Annotated in this window: 18 protein-coding genes, 1 tRNA gene and 3 pseudogenes; 14 read left to right on the top strand and 8 right to left on the bottom strand. The window is 52.6% G+C overall.

Annotated elements, in window-relative coordinates; all coding sequences use genetic code 11:
- Positions 1–47: 47 nt before the first annotated feature.
- Positions 48–638, bottom strand: a complete 591-nt coding sequence (locus tag NM96_12485) for a 5-formyltetrahydrofolate cyclo-ligase (GenBank protein AVR80017.1) — start codon at positions 636–638, stop codon at positions 48–50.
- A gap of 77 nt (positions 639–715) precedes the next feature.
- Here NM96_12485 and NM96_12480 point away from each other — a divergent pair, with 77 nt between their 5' ends.
- The 8 genes and pseudogenes from NM96_12480 to NM96_12445 all read left to right on the top strand — a co-directional run bounded on the left by NM96_12480 (position 716) and on the right by NM96_12445 (position 6,886).
- The gene (locus NM96_12480; GenBank protein AVR80016.1) at positions 716–958 is read left to right on the top strand and encodes a hypothetical protein; all 243 of its coding nucleotides are present in this window, start codon (positions 716–718) and stop codon (positions 956–958) included.
- Between the two features lie 173 nt (positions 959–1,131).
- Positions 1,132–1,860 carry a 30S ribosomal protein S2 gene (gene rpsB, locus NM96_12475; GenBank protein AVR80015.1) on the top strand — a complete coding sequence of 243 codons (729 nt, stop codon included), beginning with the start codon at positions 1,132–1,134 and terminating at the stop codon, positions 1,858–1,860.
- Positions 1,861–1,884: 24 nt separating this feature from the next.
- Positions 1,885–2,042 (top strand): annotated as a pseudogene (locus NM96_12470) (elongation factor Ts).
- Complete coding sequence (locus tag NM96_12465; GenBank protein ID AVR80014.1) at positions 1,982–2,836, top strand: elongation factor Ts; 855 nt, start codon at positions 1,982–1,984, stop codon at positions 2,834–2,836. The pseudogene NM96_12470 and the gene NM96_12465 overlap by 61 nt, the downstream one beginning before the upstream one ends.
- Positions 2,837–3,269: 433 nt before the next feature.
- Entirely contained in the window at positions 3,270–3,989 is a 720-nt protein-coding gene (locus NM96_12460) for a UMP kinase (GenBank protein ID AVR80013.1), read from the top strand.
- 278 nt (positions 3,990–4,267) lie between these two features.
- Positions 4,268–5,109 (top strand): annotated as a pseudogene (locus NM96_12455) (IS30 family transposase).
- Positions 5,110–5,155: 46 nt separating this feature from the next.
- Positions 5,156–5,962, top strand: a complete 807-nt coding sequence (locus NM96_12450) for an IS481 family transposase (protein AVR80012.1) — start codon at positions 5,156–5,158, stop codon at positions 5,960–5,962.
- 204 nt (positions 5,963–6,166) lie between these two features.
- The gene (locus NM96_12445) at positions 6,167–6,886 is read left to right on the top strand and encodes a bifunctional 3-demethylubiquinol 3-O-methyltransferase/2-polyprenyl-6-hydroxyphenol methylase (GenBank protein ID AVR80011.1); all 720 of its coding nucleotides are present in this window, start codon (positions 6,167–6,169) and stop codon (positions 6,884–6,886) included.
- 168 nt (positions 6,887–7,054) lie between these two features.
- Here the strand turns inward: NM96_12445 and NM96_12440 are convergent, their stop codons facing one another.
- The 3 genes from NM96_12440 to NM96_12430 are packed head-to-tail and all read right to left on the bottom strand — an operon-like array spanning position 7,055 to position 8,288.
- Entirely contained in the window at positions 7,055–7,543 is a 489-nt protein-coding gene (locus tag NM96_12440; GenBank protein AVR80010.1) for a TlpA family protein disulfide reductase, read from the bottom strand.
- A complete protein-coding gene (locus NM96_12435) occupies positions 7,540–7,926 on the bottom strand; it encodes an acyl-CoA thioesterase (protein AVR80009.1) in 387 nt (128 codons plus the stop codon). Before NM96_12435 ends, NM96_12440 begins: the two co-directional genes overlap by 4 nt.
- On the bottom strand, positions 7,926–8,288 hold the full coding sequence (locus tag NM96_12430) for a VacJ (GenBank protein AVR80008.1): 363 nt from the start codon (positions 8,286–8,288) through the stop codon (positions 7,926–7,928). Before NM96_12430 ends, NM96_12435 begins: the two co-directional genes overlap by 1 nt.
- A 141-nt stretch (positions 8,289–8,429) precedes the next feature.
- Between NM96_12430 and NM96_12425 the strand changes: the two are divergent.
- Positions 8,430–8,837: pseudogene (locus tag NM96_12425) on the top strand (transposase).
- Positions 8,741–9,637 carry a hypothetical protein gene (locus NM96_12420; GenBank protein AVR80007.1) on the top strand — a complete coding sequence of 299 codons (897 nt, stop codon included), beginning with the start codon at positions 8,741–8,743 and terminating at the stop codon, positions 9,635–9,637. The pseudogene NM96_12425 and the gene NM96_12420 overlap by 97 nt, the downstream one beginning before the upstream one ends.
- Before the next feature lie 90 nt (positions 9,638–9,727).
- Here the strand turns inward: NM96_12420 and NM96_12415 are convergent, their stop codons facing one another.
- The 3 genes from NM96_12415 to NM96_12405 form a co-directional block, all read right to left on the bottom strand.
- A complete protein-coding gene (locus NM96_12415) occupies positions 9,728–11,836 on the bottom strand; it encodes a TonB-dependent siderophore receptor (protein ID AVR80006.1) in 2,109 nt (702 codons plus the stop codon).
- A gap of 262 nt (positions 11,837–12,098) precedes the next feature.
- Positions 12,099–12,605 (bottom strand): pantetheine-phosphate adenylyltransferase, encoded by a 507-nt coding sequence (gene coaD / locus NM96_12410; GenBank protein ID AVR80005.1) that lies wholly within the window; start codon positions 12,603–12,605, stop codon positions 12,099–12,101.
- A 129-nt stretch (positions 12,606–12,734) separates the two neighbouring features.
- The gene (locus NM96_12405) at positions 12,735–13,421 is read right to left on the bottom strand and encodes a BAX inhibitor (BI)-1/YccA family protein (protein ID AVR80004.1); all 687 of its coding nucleotides are present in this window, start codon (positions 13,419–13,421) and stop codon (positions 12,735–12,737) included.
- 251 nt (positions 13,422–13,672) lie between these two features.
- On the opposite strand from NM96_12405, the gene NM96_12400 reads away from it, so the two are divergent.
- The 4 genes from NM96_12400 to NM96_12385 all read left to right on the top strand — a co-directional run bounded on the left by NM96_12400 (position 13,673) and on the right by NM96_12385 (position 16,609).
- Positions 13,673–14,314 carry an orotate phosphoribosyltransferase gene (locus NM96_12400; GenBank protein AVR80003.1) on the top strand — a complete coding sequence of 214 codons (642 nt, stop codon included), beginning with the start codon at positions 13,673–13,675 and terminating at the stop codon, positions 14,312–14,314.
- Between the two features lie 112 nt (positions 14,315–14,426).
- Entirely contained in the window at positions 14,427–14,912 is a 486-nt protein-coding gene (locus NM96_12395; GenBank protein AVR80002.1) for a hypothetical protein, read from the top strand.
- On the top strand, positions 14,909–16,219 hold the full coding sequence (argA, locus tag NM96_12390; GenBank protein AVR80001.1) for an amino-acid N-acetyltransferase: 1,311 nt from the start codon (positions 14,909–14,911) through the stop codon (positions 16,217–16,219). The genes NM96_12395 and argA overlap by 4 nt, the downstream gene beginning before the upstream one ends.
- Before the next feature lie 314 nt (positions 16,220–16,533).
- A tRNA-Thr gene (locus tag NM96_12385) sits at positions 16,534–16,609 on the top strand.
- 69 nt (positions 16,610–16,678) lie between these two features.
- Here the strand turns inward: NM96_12385 and NM96_12380 are convergent.
- Positions 16,679–17,308, bottom strand: a complete 630-nt coding sequence (locus tag NM96_12380; GenBank protein ID AVR80000.1) for an IS3 family transposase — start codon at positions 17,306–17,308, stop codon at positions 16,679–16,681.
- Positions 17,309–17,314 lie beyond the last annotated feature (6 nt).

Raw genomic sequence — 17,314 nt, 5'->3', positions numbered from 1 at the left:
TAGTGTCTTAACGGGCGACATCTTTGAGGTCGTCTGAAAGCTATTGATTAATGATGTTTGAACACCAGCACGCCCGACTCCGATACAAACCCGTCCAGCGGCAGGTCGTGCGGTTCGCGCGGCAGCGTGTCAACCAGTTGGCAAGCGAAGCCTACGCCTATGGTTTTTGCCTGTAAACGGTATTTCATCGCTGCGAGCGTCGCGTCGTAATAGCCGCCAGCCTGCCCTAAGCGGTAGCCTTCGCGGTCCATGCCGACAATCGGGACAAGCAATATCGATAAACCATGTACGCGGATTTTGCGTCCCGCAAACTGCGGTACATGGAGCTTCGCCCTGCCGCGTTTGCGTTCTTGTTTCGTCCCGTCGGCAGGATAGGGCGTGAACCACATCCGCCGCGAACGCGGTTCGATATAAGGCAGATAGAGTTTGGCGCCGCGTTTTTGCGCCACACGCACAAAGCCGTCCAGCCGCAGCTCGCTGCCCATCGGCCAATACACGCCGATCTTCCGCCCCTTCTTGATATAACGTTTGAGCAGGCGGTTAACCGTTTGCCCCGCCGCCAGCCGCCCTTGATGCCCCATCTGCGCGCGGGCGCGGCGCAATTCTCGGCGCAGGGCGTGTTTTTCCTCATTCCTCATTCCAGACGACCTTTTGAGCATTGTTGTAGAATACGGCGATTATAAACGCTCCGTTAACATCAAAACAGGATTCCGCCATGTGGCATATCGTCCTTATCGGTTACCTCTTCGTCGCCGTCATGTATTCCGCTGCCCAGCCCAGCATTGCGCGCGCTTTGATTTATTTGGTTTTTTGGGCAGTCCTGCCCGTCGCGTTTACCGTTTTCACCGTCACCATCCGCCGCCGCAACCGCCTGATGAAGCAGCAGGAAAAGGAAGCATTCGAACAAAGCCGCCGCGCAGCCGGACAAGAAGGCGGCAAACAGGATGGCAGTGCATAAAATTCCTTTTCAGACGACCCCTTATCCGCTATAATCCGTCAGTTTTCCATTTCGGAAACACACTATTTTTTAAAACTTATGCCCACTTTCGCCGAAGGGTGCTTGACAATAGGCGCAGCCTATCAAGTTCTATGCGATTGAATGTGTGCTCTTAACCCTTTCAAGGAAATAAAATGTCTCAAATTACTATGCGTCAGATGATTGAAGCCGGCGTTCACTTCGGCCACCAAACCCGTTTCTGGAATCCGAAAATGGCACAATACATTTTCGGTGCGCGCAATAAAATCCACATCGTCAACCTGGAAAAAACCCTGCCGATGTTCCAAGAAGCGCAAGAAGCCGTACGCCGTCTGGTTGCCAACAAAGGCACCGTGCTGTTTGTCGGCACCAAACGTCAAGCGCGTGAAATCATCCGCGAAGAAGCTACCCGCGCCGGTATGCCTTTTGTCGATCACCGTTGGCTGGGCGGCATGCTGACCAACTACAAAACCGTTAAGCAATCCATCAAACGCCTGGAAGAAAAAACTGCCGCTTTGGAAAACGCTGCCGAAGGCGGTTTCAACAAAAAAGAAATTCTGGAAATGCAACGCGACGTTGAAAAACTGGAACGTTCTTTGGGCGGTATCAAAAACATGAAAGGCCTGCCTGACGCGATTTTCGTTATCGACACCGGCTACCAAAAAGGTACTCTGGTCGAGGCTGAAAAACTGGGCATCCCCGTTATCGCCGTAGTCGATACCAACAACAGCCCTGATGGCGTGAAATACGTTATCCCCGGTAACGACGACTCCGCCAAAGCCATCCGCCTGTACTGCCGCGGCATCGCCGACGCAGTTTTGGAAGGCAAAAACCAAGCGCTGCAAGAAACCGTAGCCGCTGCCCAAGAAGCTGCTGCCGAGTAATCCGGCAAACTGAAGAGGGGCGTTATGCCCCTTTTCTCAAATCCCGTTCTGAAACCTTTTCAGACGACCCCATTCCCAAACACGGATATCCCGTGTTTCCCCAAAATCTAGGAGATTCAAAATGGCAGAAATTACTGCAAAAATGGTTGCCGACCTGCGCGCCGCTACCGGCCTGGGCATGATGGAATGCAAAAAAGCCTTGGTTGAAGCCGAAGGCAACTTCGAAAAAGCCGAAGAAATCCTGCGCATCAAATCCGGCGCGAAAGCCGGTAAACTGGCCGGTCGTACCGCTGCCGAAGGCGTATTGGCTTACGCCATCAACGGCAATGTCGGCGCATTGGTTGAAGTAAACTGCGAAACCGACTTCGTTGCCAAAGACGCAGGCTTCGTAGAATTCGCCAACTTCGTTGCGAAAACCGCTGCCGAGAAAAAACCTGCTTCTGTTGAAGAACTGAGCGAACTGGTTGAAGCAGAACGTAAAGCCATCATCGCCAAATTGGGCGAGAACATGTCTGTCCGCCGCTTCCAAGTGATCGACACCGCCAACCAACTGGTTGCCTACATCCACGGCGCATTGGCTACCGAAGGCGTATTGGTTGAGTTCAAAGGCTCTGAAGACGTAGCGCGTAAAATCGGTATGCACATCGTTGCCGCCAAACCGCAATGCGTAACCGAAGCCGAAGTAGATGCCGAAACCATCGAAAAAGAACGCCACATCTACACCGAGCAAGCCATCGCTTCCGGCAAACCTGCCGACATCGCCGCTAAAATGGTTGAAGGCCGTATCCGCAAATTCTTGGCCGAAATCACCCTGAACGGCCAAGCATTCGTGATGAACCCTGACCAAACCGTTGCCCAATTCGCTAAAGAAAACGGCACTGAAATCATCAGCTTCGTACGTTACAAAGTAGGCGACGGTATCGAAAAAGCCGTTGTCGACTACGCAGCCGAAGTTGCCGCTGCTGCTAAAGTGTAAGGCAGAGATGAAAAAGAAAGCACCTGGATTCCAAACGAATCAGGGTGCTTTTTTTTGAGAGTTACACTGTTTAAAATACTGTCGAACAGAAAATATTTCATCATAATCAACACATAATAATTTATCCAAACCCATATACACCCACGGAAAACGCGTTACCCTGTCAGCCAAACATCCCGAAAGGTCGTCTGAAAATCAAACGCCCTTCCCCCGAATTGAAGCAGCGCCGCAGGGTGAACTGATCATTTGGAACGAGTCGGTTTTTGGTACGGAAAACGGCAGATTCAAGGCAAAAAGCGCAGCAAGATTGGACATCTTGCAAGTATTTTTAACGCAGAATATGCCGTTTTACGGAGCAAAATACCGCCGTTATCAAATGGTCAGTTTGCCCTGCATAACTAGCGCTATCCACCCAAAGAAAGCAAGGTATCCCATGACACAGCAAATCAAATACAAACGCGTATTACTGAAACTCTCCGGCGAATCCCTGATGGGTTCCGACCCTTTCGGCATCAATCACGACACCATCGTCCAAACCGTCGGTGAAATCGCCGAAATCGTCAAAATGGGCGTACAAGTCGGCATCGTTGTCGGCGGCGGCAACATCTTCCGCGGCGTATCCGCCCAAGCAGGCAGTATGGACCGCGCCACAGCCGACTACATGGGCATGATGGCGACCGTCATGAACGCCCTTGCCCTCAAAGATGCCTTCGAAACCCTCGGCATCAAAGCGCGCGTACAATCCGCACTTTCCATGCAGCAAATCGCCGAAACCTACGCCCGCCCGAAAGCCATTCAATATTTGGAAGAAGGCAAAGTCGTGATTTTCGCCGCAGGTACCGGCAACCCGTTCTTCACCACCGACACCGCCGCCGCCCTGCGCGGAGCCGAAATGAACTGCGACGTCATGCTCAAAGCCACCAATGTGGACGGCGTTTATACCGCAGACCCGAAAAAAGACCCGTCCGCCACGCGCTACGAAACCATCACCTTTGACGAAGCCCTGAACAAAAACCTCAAAGTCATGGACGCAACCGCCTTTGCCCTCTGCCGCGAACGCAAACTCAACATCGTCGTCTTCGGCATCGCCAAACAAGGCTCGCTCAAGCGCGTCATTACCGGCGAAGACGAAGGCACGCTGGTTCACTGCTGATTCCCATCAGGCAATAATTGCAGTGATTTGATAAAGCGACAGGTCGTCTGAAAACCCGAAAATAGGTTTTCAGACGACCTTATTTTTTCTCAATATCCTCTCCCCTATGTATGGTAACGGATTACTGGAAATCTAAAGATTGCGTGCGGCGACGTAGCGCATCCGTTGCCTGCACAATCCATCTAAAGTCGGCGGATTCGCATTTGAAGTGCAACTTTCCATAACAGAAAAAGGCCAGTATGCGGTAGCATACGGCCTTTCCTGCAAGAAAGATTGCCATGAGCTACACACAACTGACCCAAGACGAACGATACCATATCCAATACCTGTCACGCGACTGCACCATCGCCGAAATCGCCAAACAACTTAACCGCCACAAAAGCACCATCAGCCGCGAAATCAAGCGGCACTGCATCCAAGGACAGCAATACAGTGCCGAAAAAGCGCAACGGCAAAGCCGGCTTACCAAACAGCGTACCACGGGATCACGCTCCATCACAGCACCATTTACCGCCACCTCCGCCAAGACAAAAACAACGGCGGCACTTTGTGGCAACACCTCAGAATATGCAGCAAACCCTACCGCAAACGCTACGGCAGCACATGGACCAGAGGCAAAGTGCCCGACCGCGTCGGCATAGAAAACCGACCTGCTATCGTCGACCAGAAAACCCGCATCGGCGATTGGGAGGCCGACACCATCGTCGGCAAAAATCAGAAAAGTGCATTATTGACCTTGGTCGAACGCACTACCCGCTACACCATCATCTGCAAATTAAAGAACTTAAAAGCCGAAGACACTGCCCGGGCGGCCATTAGGGTATTAAAGGCATATAAAGCCAAAGTCCACACCATCACCATGGATAACGGCAAAGAGTTCTACCAACACACCAAAATAGCCAAAGCATTGAAGGCGGAAACCTATTTTTGCCGCCCTTACCATTCGTGGGAGAAAGGGCTGAATGAGAACACCAACGGACTCATCCGACAATATTTCCCCAAACAGACCGATTTCCGAAATATCAGCAATCGGGAGATACGCAGGGTTCAAGATGAGTTGAACCACCGGCCGAGAAAAACACTTGGCTACGAAACGCCAAGTGTTTTATTCTTAAATGTAGAAATCAGTAGCGTTGTTTACAGTATTTCCAGGAGAATACTGAAACATGAACATGCACAAAAACACCCGTCTCACCCCGCACCACCGACAAGCCATTTGGCTGGCCTACACGCAGGGGAAGGAAAGCGTCACCTCCCCGGCACGCCGCTACCAAGTCAGCCGCGTCACCATTTACCGCGCCCTTAAAGCCGCAAGGGCCAAGCTGCTCAAACCGCAAACCAGTACCAACAACCGTTTCAAACAGGCAAAGTACGGAATGAAACGCCTGGCCAAGGTAGAACGCGGCATTCAGGAAAAACTCAAAAGGCAGGCCAAACGCTACAATAAATCCTATCCCGGAGAGCTGGTACATCTCGATACCAAACGGCTGCCGCTGCTCAAAGGGCAGAAAGCCACCGATAAGCGGGATTACCTGTTTGTCGCCATCGACGATTTCTCAAGGGAGCTATACGCCGCCATTTTGCCGGACAAAACCGCAGACAGCGCCGCCAAGTTTCTGACCGAACACCTGATTGATCCCTGCCCATACCTGATTGAGTGCGTTTACTCCGACAACGGTACGGAATACAAAGGCTCGGCCAACCATGCTTTCGGTGTAGCCTGTTACGAGAACGGGATTGGTCAAAAGTTTACCCGGGTTGCCCGTCCGCAGACCAACGGTAAGGCGGAGCGGGTTATCCGTACCCTGATGGAGATGTGGCATGAGAAACAGTCGTTTGAGAGTCCGGAACACCGGCAAAAGGAGTTGTGCCGCTTTGTTAATTTTTATAACACTGTGAAGCCACACCGCAGTTTGAACGGCGATACGCCGTTTGAGGTCTTGCAGGCTTATTTTTCTCAACCTGTTGTGTAAACAACGCGACGATTTTCTACATCTGTTCCAACCACTGGTACCCTAGTGTTGCACTTGAAATCCGAATCCAAGGTCGTCTGAAAAGGGTAAGCGGCGTTTTCAGACGACCTTTTGGCGGCTGGCGGCGGTTTGTCTCTGTTCCATCCTGCCGCTTTGCTATAAAATCGAAACCCTCTTCAACCCGAAATCCAAATCAGGAAAATCATGATGGAAGCAGCCGGACAACACAACGTCGATGCGGACGAAATCGCTAAATTCAGCCAAATTGCGGATAAATGGTGGGATAAAAACGGCGAGTTCAAACCTTTGCACGACATCAATCCGCTGCGCTTGGGCTATATAGACTCGTTCGCGCAATTGGCGGGCAAGCGTGTTTTAGATGTCGGCTGCGGCGGCGGGATTTTGTCGGAAAGCATGGCAAAGCGCGGCGCAGCGCACGTTACCGGCATCGATATGGCGGAAAAATCGTTGCAAACCGCCCAAGCCCATGCTGCTGCCGAAGGTGTGGACAATATCGATTACCGCTGCATCCGCGTCGAAGACCTTGCGGCCGAACAGCCGCACAGCTTCGATGTTGTAACCTGTATGGAAATGATGGAACACGTTCCCGACCCCGCCGCCATCGTCAAAGCCTGTTCGGAGCTGGTGAAGCCTGACGGCATGGTGTTTTTCTCCACCATCAACCGCAACCCTAAATCTTATCTCCATCTGATTGTCGGCGCGGAATATGTGTTGAACGTCGTTCCCAAAGGGACGCACGATTGGCAAAAATTCATCACGCCCGCCGAGCTGGCGCGGATGTGCAGGCAGGCAGGTTTGGACGTTATCGACACCAAGGGCATGACCTACAATCTTTTGACCCGCCGCTATTCTTTATGCGACTCGACAGAAGTGAATTATATGATTGCCTGCCGGCCGGTTTGAGAAGGTTCTTTGTCCGAATCATGATAAAAGGTTATGAAGAAAGGCACACAAAAACAATATTGCTGAAACTGCTGCCGTTTTCACACCAATCAGCATTTGCGAGAAAAGGAATCCACACGTTATCCCAATAAATACATAAGGGTGCATCATTGCGCCCTTTTTTGATTGCTACTTTGCCAATTCTTTGTCGATTTCCTGATAAAGCGCGGCGAAGTCGGGTTCTCCGACAAAGGTTTTCAGGATTTCGCCTTTTTTATTGATCAAGAAAGAAGTCGGGTAAACCTGCGTACCGAAGGCTTGGGCGGCGGCTTTATCGGCATCAAACATGACGGTAAAGGGCAAACCGTATTCTTGGACGTATTGGGTTACGCTTTCCAACGGGTCTATCGGTTGGGCAATGCCGAGTACTTGGAAGTCTTTTCCTTGATAGTCTTTGGACATTTTGATGACTTTGGGCATTTCACTGACACAGCCCGGACAGGAGGGAAACCAGAAATTGATGAAACTGACCTTGCCTTGCAAATTGGCGTTGGACACCGGTTTGCCTTGCAGGTCGAACAAAGAGAATGTGGGAGTAGGTTTGTTATCCGGAATAAGGACGATGGCGAGCAGCACGCCGATAATGGCGACTGCGGCAATGGTAATGAGTTTTTTCATGCTTCGGAGTATTGTTTTAAAAGGGTAAATAGAGGTTCGGGAATGCTGATGCTCCGCCCGCTTTCTGCGCTGACAACCATCAGCGTACTTTCGGCTTCGACGGCATTTTTGCCGCTGGGCAAAACGATGTTTTGAGTAAGGATAATATGACGCGAGGTCAGCTCTTTCAGACGACCTTCAAAACGTAATATGTCGCCATCGATGGCGGCACGGCGATAACGGATGTCGATGCGGACAACCACCAGCATCAAGCCGTCGATTTCGGACAAGAAACCGTGTTCCTCAAAAAATGTCCAGCGCGCTTCTTCGAGAAATTCGAAATAGCGCGCGTTGTTGACATGACCGTAGCCGTCAAGATGGTAATTGCGGACGCGGATATTCATCAGTTCAGATTGAAGGGTTGAAAGGCTTCACGGGCAAGCGGTTCGTGTTCGAGGTCGGTAATGACGGTGGAGAGCTGTATGTCGAACCATTCGTTGAAAATATCGGCGTCCAAATCAGGCCACTCGCTCTCATCTTCGCACCAGTCGGCAAGTTCGGCAGCGAAAATGTCTTCAAACCGCGCTTCGATTTCGTCCCATACTTCGTCGGCGGTTTCACACGGACGGACGAGATAAGAATTGGCATCGGCTTGAATATCTTCAAGCGTCAAACCGTCAAGATGATTACCGGGCAGGGTTTGCAGCCAGTTCCAAAAAGGATCGAGCGGGATGAGCAGGAAGACGCTGCGGTTGACTTCGTACATGATGTTTTCCTTGGTTTCAGATAAGGGAATGATATAGCAAAGGCCGTGCAAACGCCATCTTTACGGACTGCTGCATTCTTTGCAGCCTCAAGCGTCCCGCCTTATTCATGAGCGTATAGAAGGTAAAAGGTCGTCTGAAAACTGAACTGCACCCCAAAAGTTGGACATCCCCTCCAACTCACAAGGTGCAGTTTTTTTATGAGCAAATATACATTACACTTCAAATACCAAGCCGTACTCCACTACCTGCATATACGCAGCCAACAGCGTACCGCAGACCACTACGGCATTTCCCGAACCCACCTGCGACGATGGATACGCGCCTATCAAGAAGGCGGTATCGGTGCACTCGAACATCCCCAATCCAAAACCATGCCCCAACATCGAAAAAACCCCTTCATCGCAGATAAACCCGATCAAGAAAAAACGCAGGCAGAGCTTATTGAAGAGTTGTGCTATATGCGCGCAGAGGTCGCCTACCTAAAGGAGTTAAAAGCCCTCAGCCAAAAGCAGACCGCAAAGGACAAAGCCAAACCGTCCAAACACTGAGGGCGCAACACCCGCTCAAATACCTGCTGCACATCGCAAACCTGCCCAAAAGCAGCTTTTACTACCACCACCAAGACCGACCCGACCCCGACGCAGCCGACAAAGCCCTCCTTGTCGAAACCTACCGGCGGCATAAAGGACGCTACGGACAAAGGCGCATTGCCGCCGCATTAGATTGGAACCGCAAAAAAGTGGCGCGGTTGATGAAGCAGTTGGAACTGAAAGCCCTCATACGGGCGAAAAAAGCCTACCGCCATCCCGCCATGGGCGAGATATCGGAACACCTCCTCAAACGCCGGTTCAAAGCCCGAAAGCCCAACGAAAAATGGCTGACCGACGTTACCGAACTCAAAGGGAGCGACGGCAAACTGTACCTCTCGCCAATCTTGGACTTGTTCAACCGCGAGATCGTCGCCTACGCCATGAGCCGCAGAGCCGACAGCGAAATGGTGAAGGAAATGCTCGAAAAAGCCGCACCCCGTCTGACTGATAAAGGAACGATGCTGCATTCGGACCAAGGTGTGCTGTACCGTACGGCGGGGTATAGGGAATTGCTTGCGGAGCATTCCATGGTTCAAAGCATGTCGCGAAAGGCGAACTGTTGGGACAATGCGCCGATGGAAAGCTTCTTTGCGGTGTTGAAGACGGAGTGTTTCTATAACGCAGGTGAATTGACGGTAGATGAATTGATGAAGCAGATAGATGACTATATGGATTACTACAACCGGGAGCGTTGCAGTTTGAAATTGAAAAAGCTGAGTCCTGTCGCATACAGAACCCAGCTTGCACAGAGCGCCTGAATAGGCTTTTATGAGTGTCCAAGATTTGGGGGCCAGTTCAAACCAATATCAGGGGTTTCAGACGACCTTTGTTCCATTTCCTGCCTGGAATTAGAAACTGTAATTCACCCGCGCCGTATAAGTGCGCGGCGCGCCGGGCATGGCGTCGGAACGCCAGTATTTTTGATTGAACAGATTGCCGACGGCGAAAGTGAGGTTCAGATTTTTGCGGTTCCAGCCGAACATGGCGTCGGTGCGGACGAAGCCGGAAAGCGTGGTGGTTACCTTTTGGCTCGAATCGTAGCCGTAGCGTTTGCCCGTACCGGTTACGCCGATTTCGCCGTAGAGGTTTTCGGTCGGCGTGTAACGGAAGAACAGGTTGCCGGTAACGTTGCTGGTGTTGTCCAAATGGATGCCCACTCTGTCGGGATTTTCTTTGTCTTCAATGACTTTCGCCTGCATCACGCCCAACGATCCGCGCAGGTAGAGTTTTTTGGGGATGATTTGTCCGATGGCGGACAACTCCACGCCGCGCGAACGGTGTTTGCCGCCGACTGCCCAAGTGTAGGGATTATTTTGCGCGTCGGGGCGGTAGCGGATATTGAAGCGTTCGATTTGGTAGGCGGACAATGTGGTGCTGAGGCGGTCGTCCAGCCAACTGCTTTTGACACCGGTTTCGTATTGGCGGGTGTATTCGGGATCGGCGTTGAACACGGCGGAAGACGAAGTGTCGATGCTCAAATAGCCGCCGCGTCCGCCATAAGGTGCGAAGCCTTTGTTATACGAGGCGTAGAGCGTGTGGGCGGGCGTTACGTTCCACACTGCGCCGATATTGGGGCTGAACGAATGGCCGCTGTATTGGCGGCTGCTGCCGGTGAGTTTGTTTTCGGAATTAAAGGTGTACTTATCGTAACGGCCGCCGAGGACGAATTTGAGGTCGGGCGTGGCGGAGAAGATATTTTGCACGAAGATGCCGTAGGAGTCGGCTTTGTGGCGGTTTTGGGTGAGGACGGGTTGCAGCCTGCCCGAAGCCGGCCAGCTTGCGCGGTCGTAGGGGTCGATGGAGGCGGAGAAGGCGCGGTTGTAACCCAATGTCGGGGTGCGGTGTTCGCGGCTGTAATCCATGCCTACGGTCAGGTGGTTTTCAAAACGGCCGATGGTGTAGTCGCCGTTGAGCGTGAAGTTGGACGACAGGGTTTTGTTGTCGGTCTGCTGCCAGGCGTAATTGCGCTTGATTAGGCTGCCGTTTTCGCTGCCTGCATAGAAATGGTCGAAATCCTGCGCCGCCGTGCGGTGGGCGAGCTGCCATTGGGCGCGCCATTTGTCATTGAAGGCGTATTCGAGGTCGGAACGCCAGACTTGCAGCTTGTCTTTCACAAAATCGTTCGGGTGGGCGAAACCCATGCGGTAAGGTAGTCCGAAGCGGTCGTACACGGACTTGGTCGGGCTGCGGTCGGGCGTGCGCTCCACGTTGTCGTAGGTGTATTGCCCCGTCCATTTCAAGCCGTTGTCGAGTTTGACGGTAATGCTGGGCGAAACCATGACATTTTTGCTGTCTATGCCGCTGCGGAACGAATTGGCGCGCCCGACTTCGCCGGTGAGGCGGATGGCGACGTTTTTGTTCAGCACTTCGTTGATGTCCATATTCAGGCTGCGGTTTGCCCACGAGCCGTAAACCGCACCGATGTTGCGGCTTTGTTTGAAGTTGGCGTATTTGCTGACCATATTGATGACGCCGCCGCCGTTGGTGCGTCCGTAAAGCACGGAAGACGGGCCTTTCAGGATTTCCACGCGCTCGATGTTGGCGGTGCTGCGGCGGACCTGCCCGCTTTCGCGCACGCCGTCGCGGTAGATGTCGGATGCGTCGGCTTGAAAACCGCGCAGGAAAATGCTTTCGCCGCGCATATCGTAGGCAGCGTCAATACCGGCGTTGCCTTCGAGGATGGAACTCAAATCGTTCGTGCCGTAGTTTTTGTTTTTCTGGATGTTGAGCGTATCGACGGTTTGCGGCGTTTCTTTGATGAGCTGGCCGTTGCGGGTAACGGCGGCTTCGTCGTAATTGATGTAGCCTTTGAGTACGCTGGTGTCGGACTGTCCGACCACGGTAACGGTGGGCAGGGTGGCGGTGTAGTGTTCGCTATCGGCGGTATCGGCGGCATACAGCGGGAAGGCGGAGGCAATCAGGGCGGGAAGCAGGGAAAGGCGGGCAGAATATTGCATGTTCAACTCGAAAGGTGAAGGGATGCGGCATTATAGGAAATATTTTTGCTTAATCGAAATAATTGATAATAATTATCTTTATTTATGACAAACCGTGTTTATATTTTGCAACAAATCAGCCACCAAAAATTATATTTAAATTGAATTTAATCATTTGATTATTCAATGTAAATTTAGAATTACACAAACACTGCCATAAATCGAAAGATCGTCTGAAAACCCATATCAAGCTTTCAGACGACCTTTTCATCAACAACAGATTTCAAGTTTCATAATCCTGCACGATTTTTTCGTACACGGCTTCGGGCAGGTAGCGGCGTATTATGTCGTGCCAACCATCGGGGCCGACCAGGCCTTTGACCATAGTGGAAGACACTTCGGCGATTTCGCGCGGCGGCATCAGGAAAACCGTCGAAATTTCGGGTGCAAGGTCGCTGTTGATATAGCGCATGGAGCGTTCGTATTCATAGTCGGCGGCAGAACGAATACCGCGAACGATAAACCCTGCTCCGATTTCGCGCGCGTAGCGAACCAAGAAGCGGTTTTCAAATACGCTGATGCGGACATTGGGAAAGCCTTCCGTAATCGCTTCGAGCATATCGCGGCGTTCGTCTATAGTGTAGGTATTGTGTTTTTCAGGATTGATACCGATGGCGACGACGAGTTCGTCAAAAAGCGCCTGCGCTTCTTGTATCATCCAAAGATGACCGAGGGTCGGCGGGTCGAAGCTGCCTGCGTAAACGGCACGGCGCGGGGGGATAGTGTTCATGAGTAGTGGTGTGAGTGATGGCAGCCGTCAGGATAGCGGGCGGGGAATGGAATGTCAAAAAGGTCGTCTGAAAATCAGAAAACCTGTTTTCAGACGACCTTTGAATTCTTTCGTCAGATGCGTAAACGGTTAATCATCGCCACTGAACGCCAACAAAATACGCAACAGGCTGCTGAAGATATTGTAGATGGAGATGAAGATGGTCAGAGCCGCGCTGATATGGCTGTCTTCCCCACCGTCAATCACCGCACGCACCTGCCACATAATCATCAGCGAGCTGAATAGGACAAACGCTGCCGAAACGGCGAGGCTCAATGCCGGGATTTGCAGGAAGAAGTTGGCAATCATCGCAATCATCAACACTACCGCGCCGACGGTCAGGAAGCGGCCTAGCGAATTCATATTGACATTGGTGCGGCGCGCCATGGCAGACATGGTGAAGAATACCCCGGCAGTCATGGCGGCAGCGATGCCGACGATTTGCGTACCGTTTGGAATAGCGAGCGTATATTGCAGAAGCGGGCTGATCAGCACACCCATGCCGAAAGTGAAGATCATCAGGAGGGTTGCGCCGACATTGCTGTAACGGTTTTTCTCAATGAGGAAAGTCATGCCGTAGAAGAATACCAGCACGGCAACCAGCCCCATCCAGCCCTGACCGAACAGAGAGAATAGATTCAGTCCGAACTGGCCGCTGAAATATGCGCCGGCGACGGCGGGAATGAAAGACAGACCGAGCAGGCGGTAAGTTTTTTGCAGGACGGTATTTTTAGCAACCTGTCCCGTGGCGGTATAGTCGTAAACGTCGTTTCGCATGGCGTTTGCTCCTGAAAAATGGTTTGAAAACAAATAAATTCGGATTCTAACAGTAAATCATCGGCTTGGGCATATTATGTATGCTGCCATCGCCACTTACCGGTAGATAATGGCGGATGGCAGATTTTAAAGGGCTTGAATGAAACAGGTCGTCTGAAACCAGAAAACCTGTTTTCAGACGACCTGCATTTTCCTCATGAATCCTTTATAATCTCTTCCTTTATAAATCAATATCTTTCGAAAGAAGCAAAATGTCCGATTTCCGTCAAGATTTCCTCAAGTTTGCGCTGGCGCAGAATGTATTGAAATTCGGTGAATTCACGACCAAGGCAGGCCGTCAGTCGCCTTATTTTTTCAACGCCGGACTGTTTAACGACGGCGCATCGACGCTGCAACTGGCGAAGTTTTACGCGCAGGCGATTATCGAGAGCGGCGTAAAATTCGACATGCTGTTCGGCCCGGCTTACAAAGGCATTATTTTGGCGGCGGCGACGGCGATGATGCTGGCGGAAAAAGGCGTGAACGTACCGTTTGCCTACAACCGCAAAGAAGCGAAAGACCACGGCGAAGGCGGCGTATTGGTCGGTGCGCCGCTCAAAGGCCGCGTTTTGATTATCGACGACGTGATTTCTGCGGGAACATCTGTGCGCGAATCGGTCAAACTGATTGAAGCAGAAGGCGCAACGCCCGCCGCCGTCGCCATCGCACTCGACCGCATGGAAAAAGGTACGGGCGAATTGTCCGCCGTTCAGGAAGTGGAAAAACAATACGGCTTGCCCGTCGTCGCCATTGCCAATCTGAACGACCTGTTCACACTCCTGCAAAACAACGCGGAATTCGGCGGCTTCCTCGAGCCGGTCAGAGCCTACCGCGAACGCTACGGCGTTGCCTAAAATAGGATAAACAAAAGGTCGTCTGAAAACGGACAATCCCTTTTTCAGACGACCCACCCCAATCAAACACACATTAAAACAACACATTCCACACTTTACACGGAAAACCCCTATGCCCGCCTGTATATGCCCACACTGCAAAACCTCACTTTGGGTCAAAGACACCCAGCTCAACGTCGCACAAGGCTTTGTCGTTTGCAATAAATGCGAAGGCCTGTTCAAAGCCAAAGACAGCCTGGCGCCGTCTTCAGCACCCGCCAATCCCGACACGCTGCCCAACGCCGTTACCGACGTCCGCCTCGTACACGACATGGGCGGCAACATCCGCAACCGCAAACAACTCTCCCGCCACGAAATCGCCAGCCTGCTCGACAGCGCCGAACGCGCCAAAAAAGCCAAAGAAGAGGCGGCACGGCGCACCGAAGAGGAAAAGCGTCGTGCAGAAGAAGAAAAACGGCGGACTGAAGAATTCCAAGCCCTGATGGCGGCAGCCGCTGCCAAACCCGCCAAATCCGAAGAAGGCTTCAACTGGACGCTGGCGGTACTGGTTGCGCTGACCGTCCTCATCATGCAGCTTTTCTATCTGGTCTTGTTATGAACACATCTCCGGGCTTTGTCGCCGATTTTCGCGAAGCCGCGCCCTATATCCACTACCTGCGCGGCAAAACACTGGTTATCGGCATCACCGACAGCCTGCTCGAAGGCGACACCCTGAACCGGCTCGCCGCTGATTTCCACCTGCTCGCCGGATTGGGCGTGCGGCTCGTGTTGGTACACGGCACGCGCCATTTCCTCAACCGCCTCGCCGCCGACAGACAATTCGTTCCGCAATACCACCGCAACCGCCGCATTACCGACGACGCCACCCTGCGCGACGCCAAGCAGGCGGTCGGCATGATACGCAGCGACATCGAAGCCGCCCTGTGCAGCAGTGCATCCGCGCCCTTACGCAACAAACCGATTCCCACCGCTTCGGGCAATTTCCTCACCGCCCGTCCGCTCGGCGTCATTGACGGCATAGACATGGGCTACACCGGCATCGTCCGCAAAACCGACACAGACTCCATCAACCGACGCCTCGACGACGGCGCCATTGTCCTCATCAGCCCGCTCGGACACTCCTACGGCGGCAAAACCTTCAACCTCAGCATGAGCGAAGCCGCCGAAGCCGTCGCTGTCGCCCTTCAAGCCGAAAAACTCGTGTACCTGACTGAAGAAGCCGGCATTTGCAACGCCGACGGCATCCTCATGTCCACCCTGTCCTCAGGCGAAGTCCGCCACCTGATAGAAACCGCGCACAACGTCCCCGTGCGCCTGCTCCAAGCCGCCGTCAACGCCGTCGAAAACGGCGTCAGCCGCGTTCAAATCCTCAGCGGGCGCGAAGACGGCGGACTGTTGCGCGAACTCTTCACCCGAGAAGGCTGCGGCACCGCCATCGCCCGCGATTCCTTCGTCTCCATCCGCCAAGCCCACAGCCGCGACATCCCCCGCATCATCGCCCTGATCCGCCCGTTGGAAGAACAAGGCATCCTGTTGCACCGCAGCCGCGAATATCTCGAAAACCACATCTCCGGCTTCTCCGTCCTCGAACACGACCGCAACATCTACGGCTGCGTCGCCCTCAAAACTTTCGACGACCCCGAAATCGGCGAACTCGCCTGCCTCGTCGTCTCCCCCGAAGCCCGCGACGGCGGCTACGGCGAAATGCTGCTAGACCACCTCTTCCAAAAAGCCCGCGCCATGGGCATCCGCCGCCTGTTCGCCCTCTCCACCCACACAGGCGAATGGTTTGCCGAACGCGGTTTTCAGACGACCTCTCCCGACGCATTACCCGAAGAACGCCGCCGCGACTACCTCGCCAACGGCCGCAATTCGCAGGTGTTCGTCCGCCATCTTGAACCTTGATGCAACACACTTTGCTCCCCCCGTTCATCCAACCTTGCAGGCGAACCCATCATTCAGATTTAGCTTGTTCACTGTTAAATATTATATTTGGACGGAGGCTGACAGTTTGCCGATTCCGGATAAACCTGCCCAACCCATTGCCGTTTCCGTGTGGGCGGAAAGTGGAAAAGTCAAACAACAAAACACTATCCCCATACGGCCTTTTTAAAAGAGGTCGTCTGAAAACACGGCATATATTTTCACCGAGCAACAACCTTATCGGGAAATGCGAACTTGCCGAACATCCCGTTTATGTATATGATAACGAACACCGTGCCGGTGTAGCTCAGTCGGTAGAGCAGCGCATTCGTAACGCGAAGGTCGGGGGTTCGATTCCCTTCTCCGGCACCAGATTGGATAAAGAAAGGTCGTCTGAAAACTGAACTGGCCCCCAAATCTTGGACACTCATAAAAGCCTATTCAGGCGCTCTGTGCAAGCTGGGTTCTGTATGCGACAGGACTCAGCTTTTTCAATTTCAAACTGCAACGCTCCCGGTTGTAGTAATCCATATAGTCATCTATCTGTTTCATCAATTCATCCACCGTCAATTCTCCTGCGTTATAGAAACACTCCGTCTTCAACACCGCAAAGAAGCTTTCCATCGGCGCATTGTCCCAGCAGTTCGCCTTACGCGACATGCTTTGAACCATGGAATGTTTTGCAATCAATTTCCTATATTCCGCCGTACGGTACAGCACACCTTGGTCGGAATGCAGCATTGTTCCCTTATCAGTCAGACGGGGTGCGGCTTTTTCGAGCATTTCCTTCACCATTTCGCTGTCGGCTCTGCGGCTCATGGCGTAGGCGACGATCTCGCGGTTGAACAAGTCCAAGATTGGCGAGAGGTACAATTTGCCGTCTTTTCCTTTGAGTTCGGTAACGTCGGTCAGCCATTTTTCGTTGGGCTTTCGGGCTTTGAACCGGCGTTTGAGGAGGTTTTCCGATATTTCGCCCATAGCGGGATGGCGGTAGGCTTTTTTCGCCCGTATGAGGGCTTTCAGTTCCAACTGCTTCATCAACCGCGCCGCTTTTTTGCGGTTCCAACCCAATGCTGC

This window comes from Neisseria mucosa, from assembly GCA_003028315.1.
GTDB classification, from domain to species: Bacteria; Pseudomonadota; Gammaproteobacteria; order Burkholderiales; family Neisseriaceae; genus Neisseria; species Neisseria mucosa.
The sequence above is the reverse complement of the archived record's forward strand: the minus strand, read 5'-3'. Positions and strand labels throughout refer to the sequence as shown.

Coding starts and splice junctions, on each gene's coding strand:
- NM96_12485 (AVR80017.1), bottom strand. CDS start 638: ATGAGGAATGAGGAAAAACACGCCCTGCGCCGAGAATTGCGCCGCGCC.
- NM96_12480 (AVR80016.1), top strand. CDS start 716: ATGTGGCATATCGTCCTTATCGGTTACCTCTTCGTCGCCGTCATGTAT.
- rpsB (AVR80015.1), top strand. CDS start 1,132: ATGTCTCAAATTACTATGCGTCAGATGATTGAAGCCGGCGTTCACTTC.
- NM96_12465 (AVR80014.1), top strand. CDS start 1,982: ATGGCAGAAATTACTGCAAAAATGGTTGCCGACCTGCGCGCCGCTACC.
- NM96_12460 (AVR80013.1), top strand. CDS start 3,270: ATGACACAGCAAATCAAATACAAACGCGTATTACTGAAACTCTCCGGC.
- NM96_12450 (AVR80012.1), top strand. CDS start 5,156: ATGAACATGCACAAAAACACCCGTCTCACCCCGCACCACCGACAAGCC.
- NM96_12445 (AVR80011.1), top strand. CDS start 6,167: ATGATGGAAGCAGCCGGACAACACAACGTCGATGCGGACGAAATCGCT.
- NM96_12440 (AVR80010.1), bottom strand. CDS start 7,543: ATGAAAAAACTCATTACCATTGCCGCAGTCGCCATTATCGGCGTGCTG.
- NM96_12435 (AVR80009.1), bottom strand. CDS start 7,926: ATGAATATCCGCGTCCGCAATTACCATCTTGACGGCTACGGTCATGTC.
- NM96_12430 (AVR80008.1), bottom strand. CDS start 8,288: ATGTACGAAGTCAACCGCAGCGTCTTCCTGCTCATCCCGCTCGATCCT.
- NM96_12415 (AVR80006.1), bottom strand. CDS start 11,836: ATGCAATATTCTGCCCGCCTTTCCCTGCTTCCCGCCCTGATTGCCTCC.
- coaD (AVR80005.1), bottom strand. CDS start 12,605: ATGAACACTATCCCCCCGCGCCGTGCCGTTTACGCAGGCAGCTTCGAC.
- NM96_12405 (AVR80004.1), bottom strand. CDS start 13,421: ATGCGAAACGACGTTTACGACTATACCGCCACGGGACAGGTTGCTAAA.
- NM96_12400 (AVR80003.1), top strand. CDS start 13,673: ATGTCCGATTTCCGTCAAGATTTCCTCAAGTTTGCGCTGGCGCAGAAT.
- NM96_12395 (AVR80002.1), top strand. CDS start 14,427: ATGCCCGCCTGTATATGCCCACACTGCAAAACCTCACTTTGGGTCAAA.
- argA (AVR80001.1), top strand. CDS start 14,909: ATGAACACATCTCCGGGCTTTGTCGCCGATTTTCGCGAAGCCGCGCCC.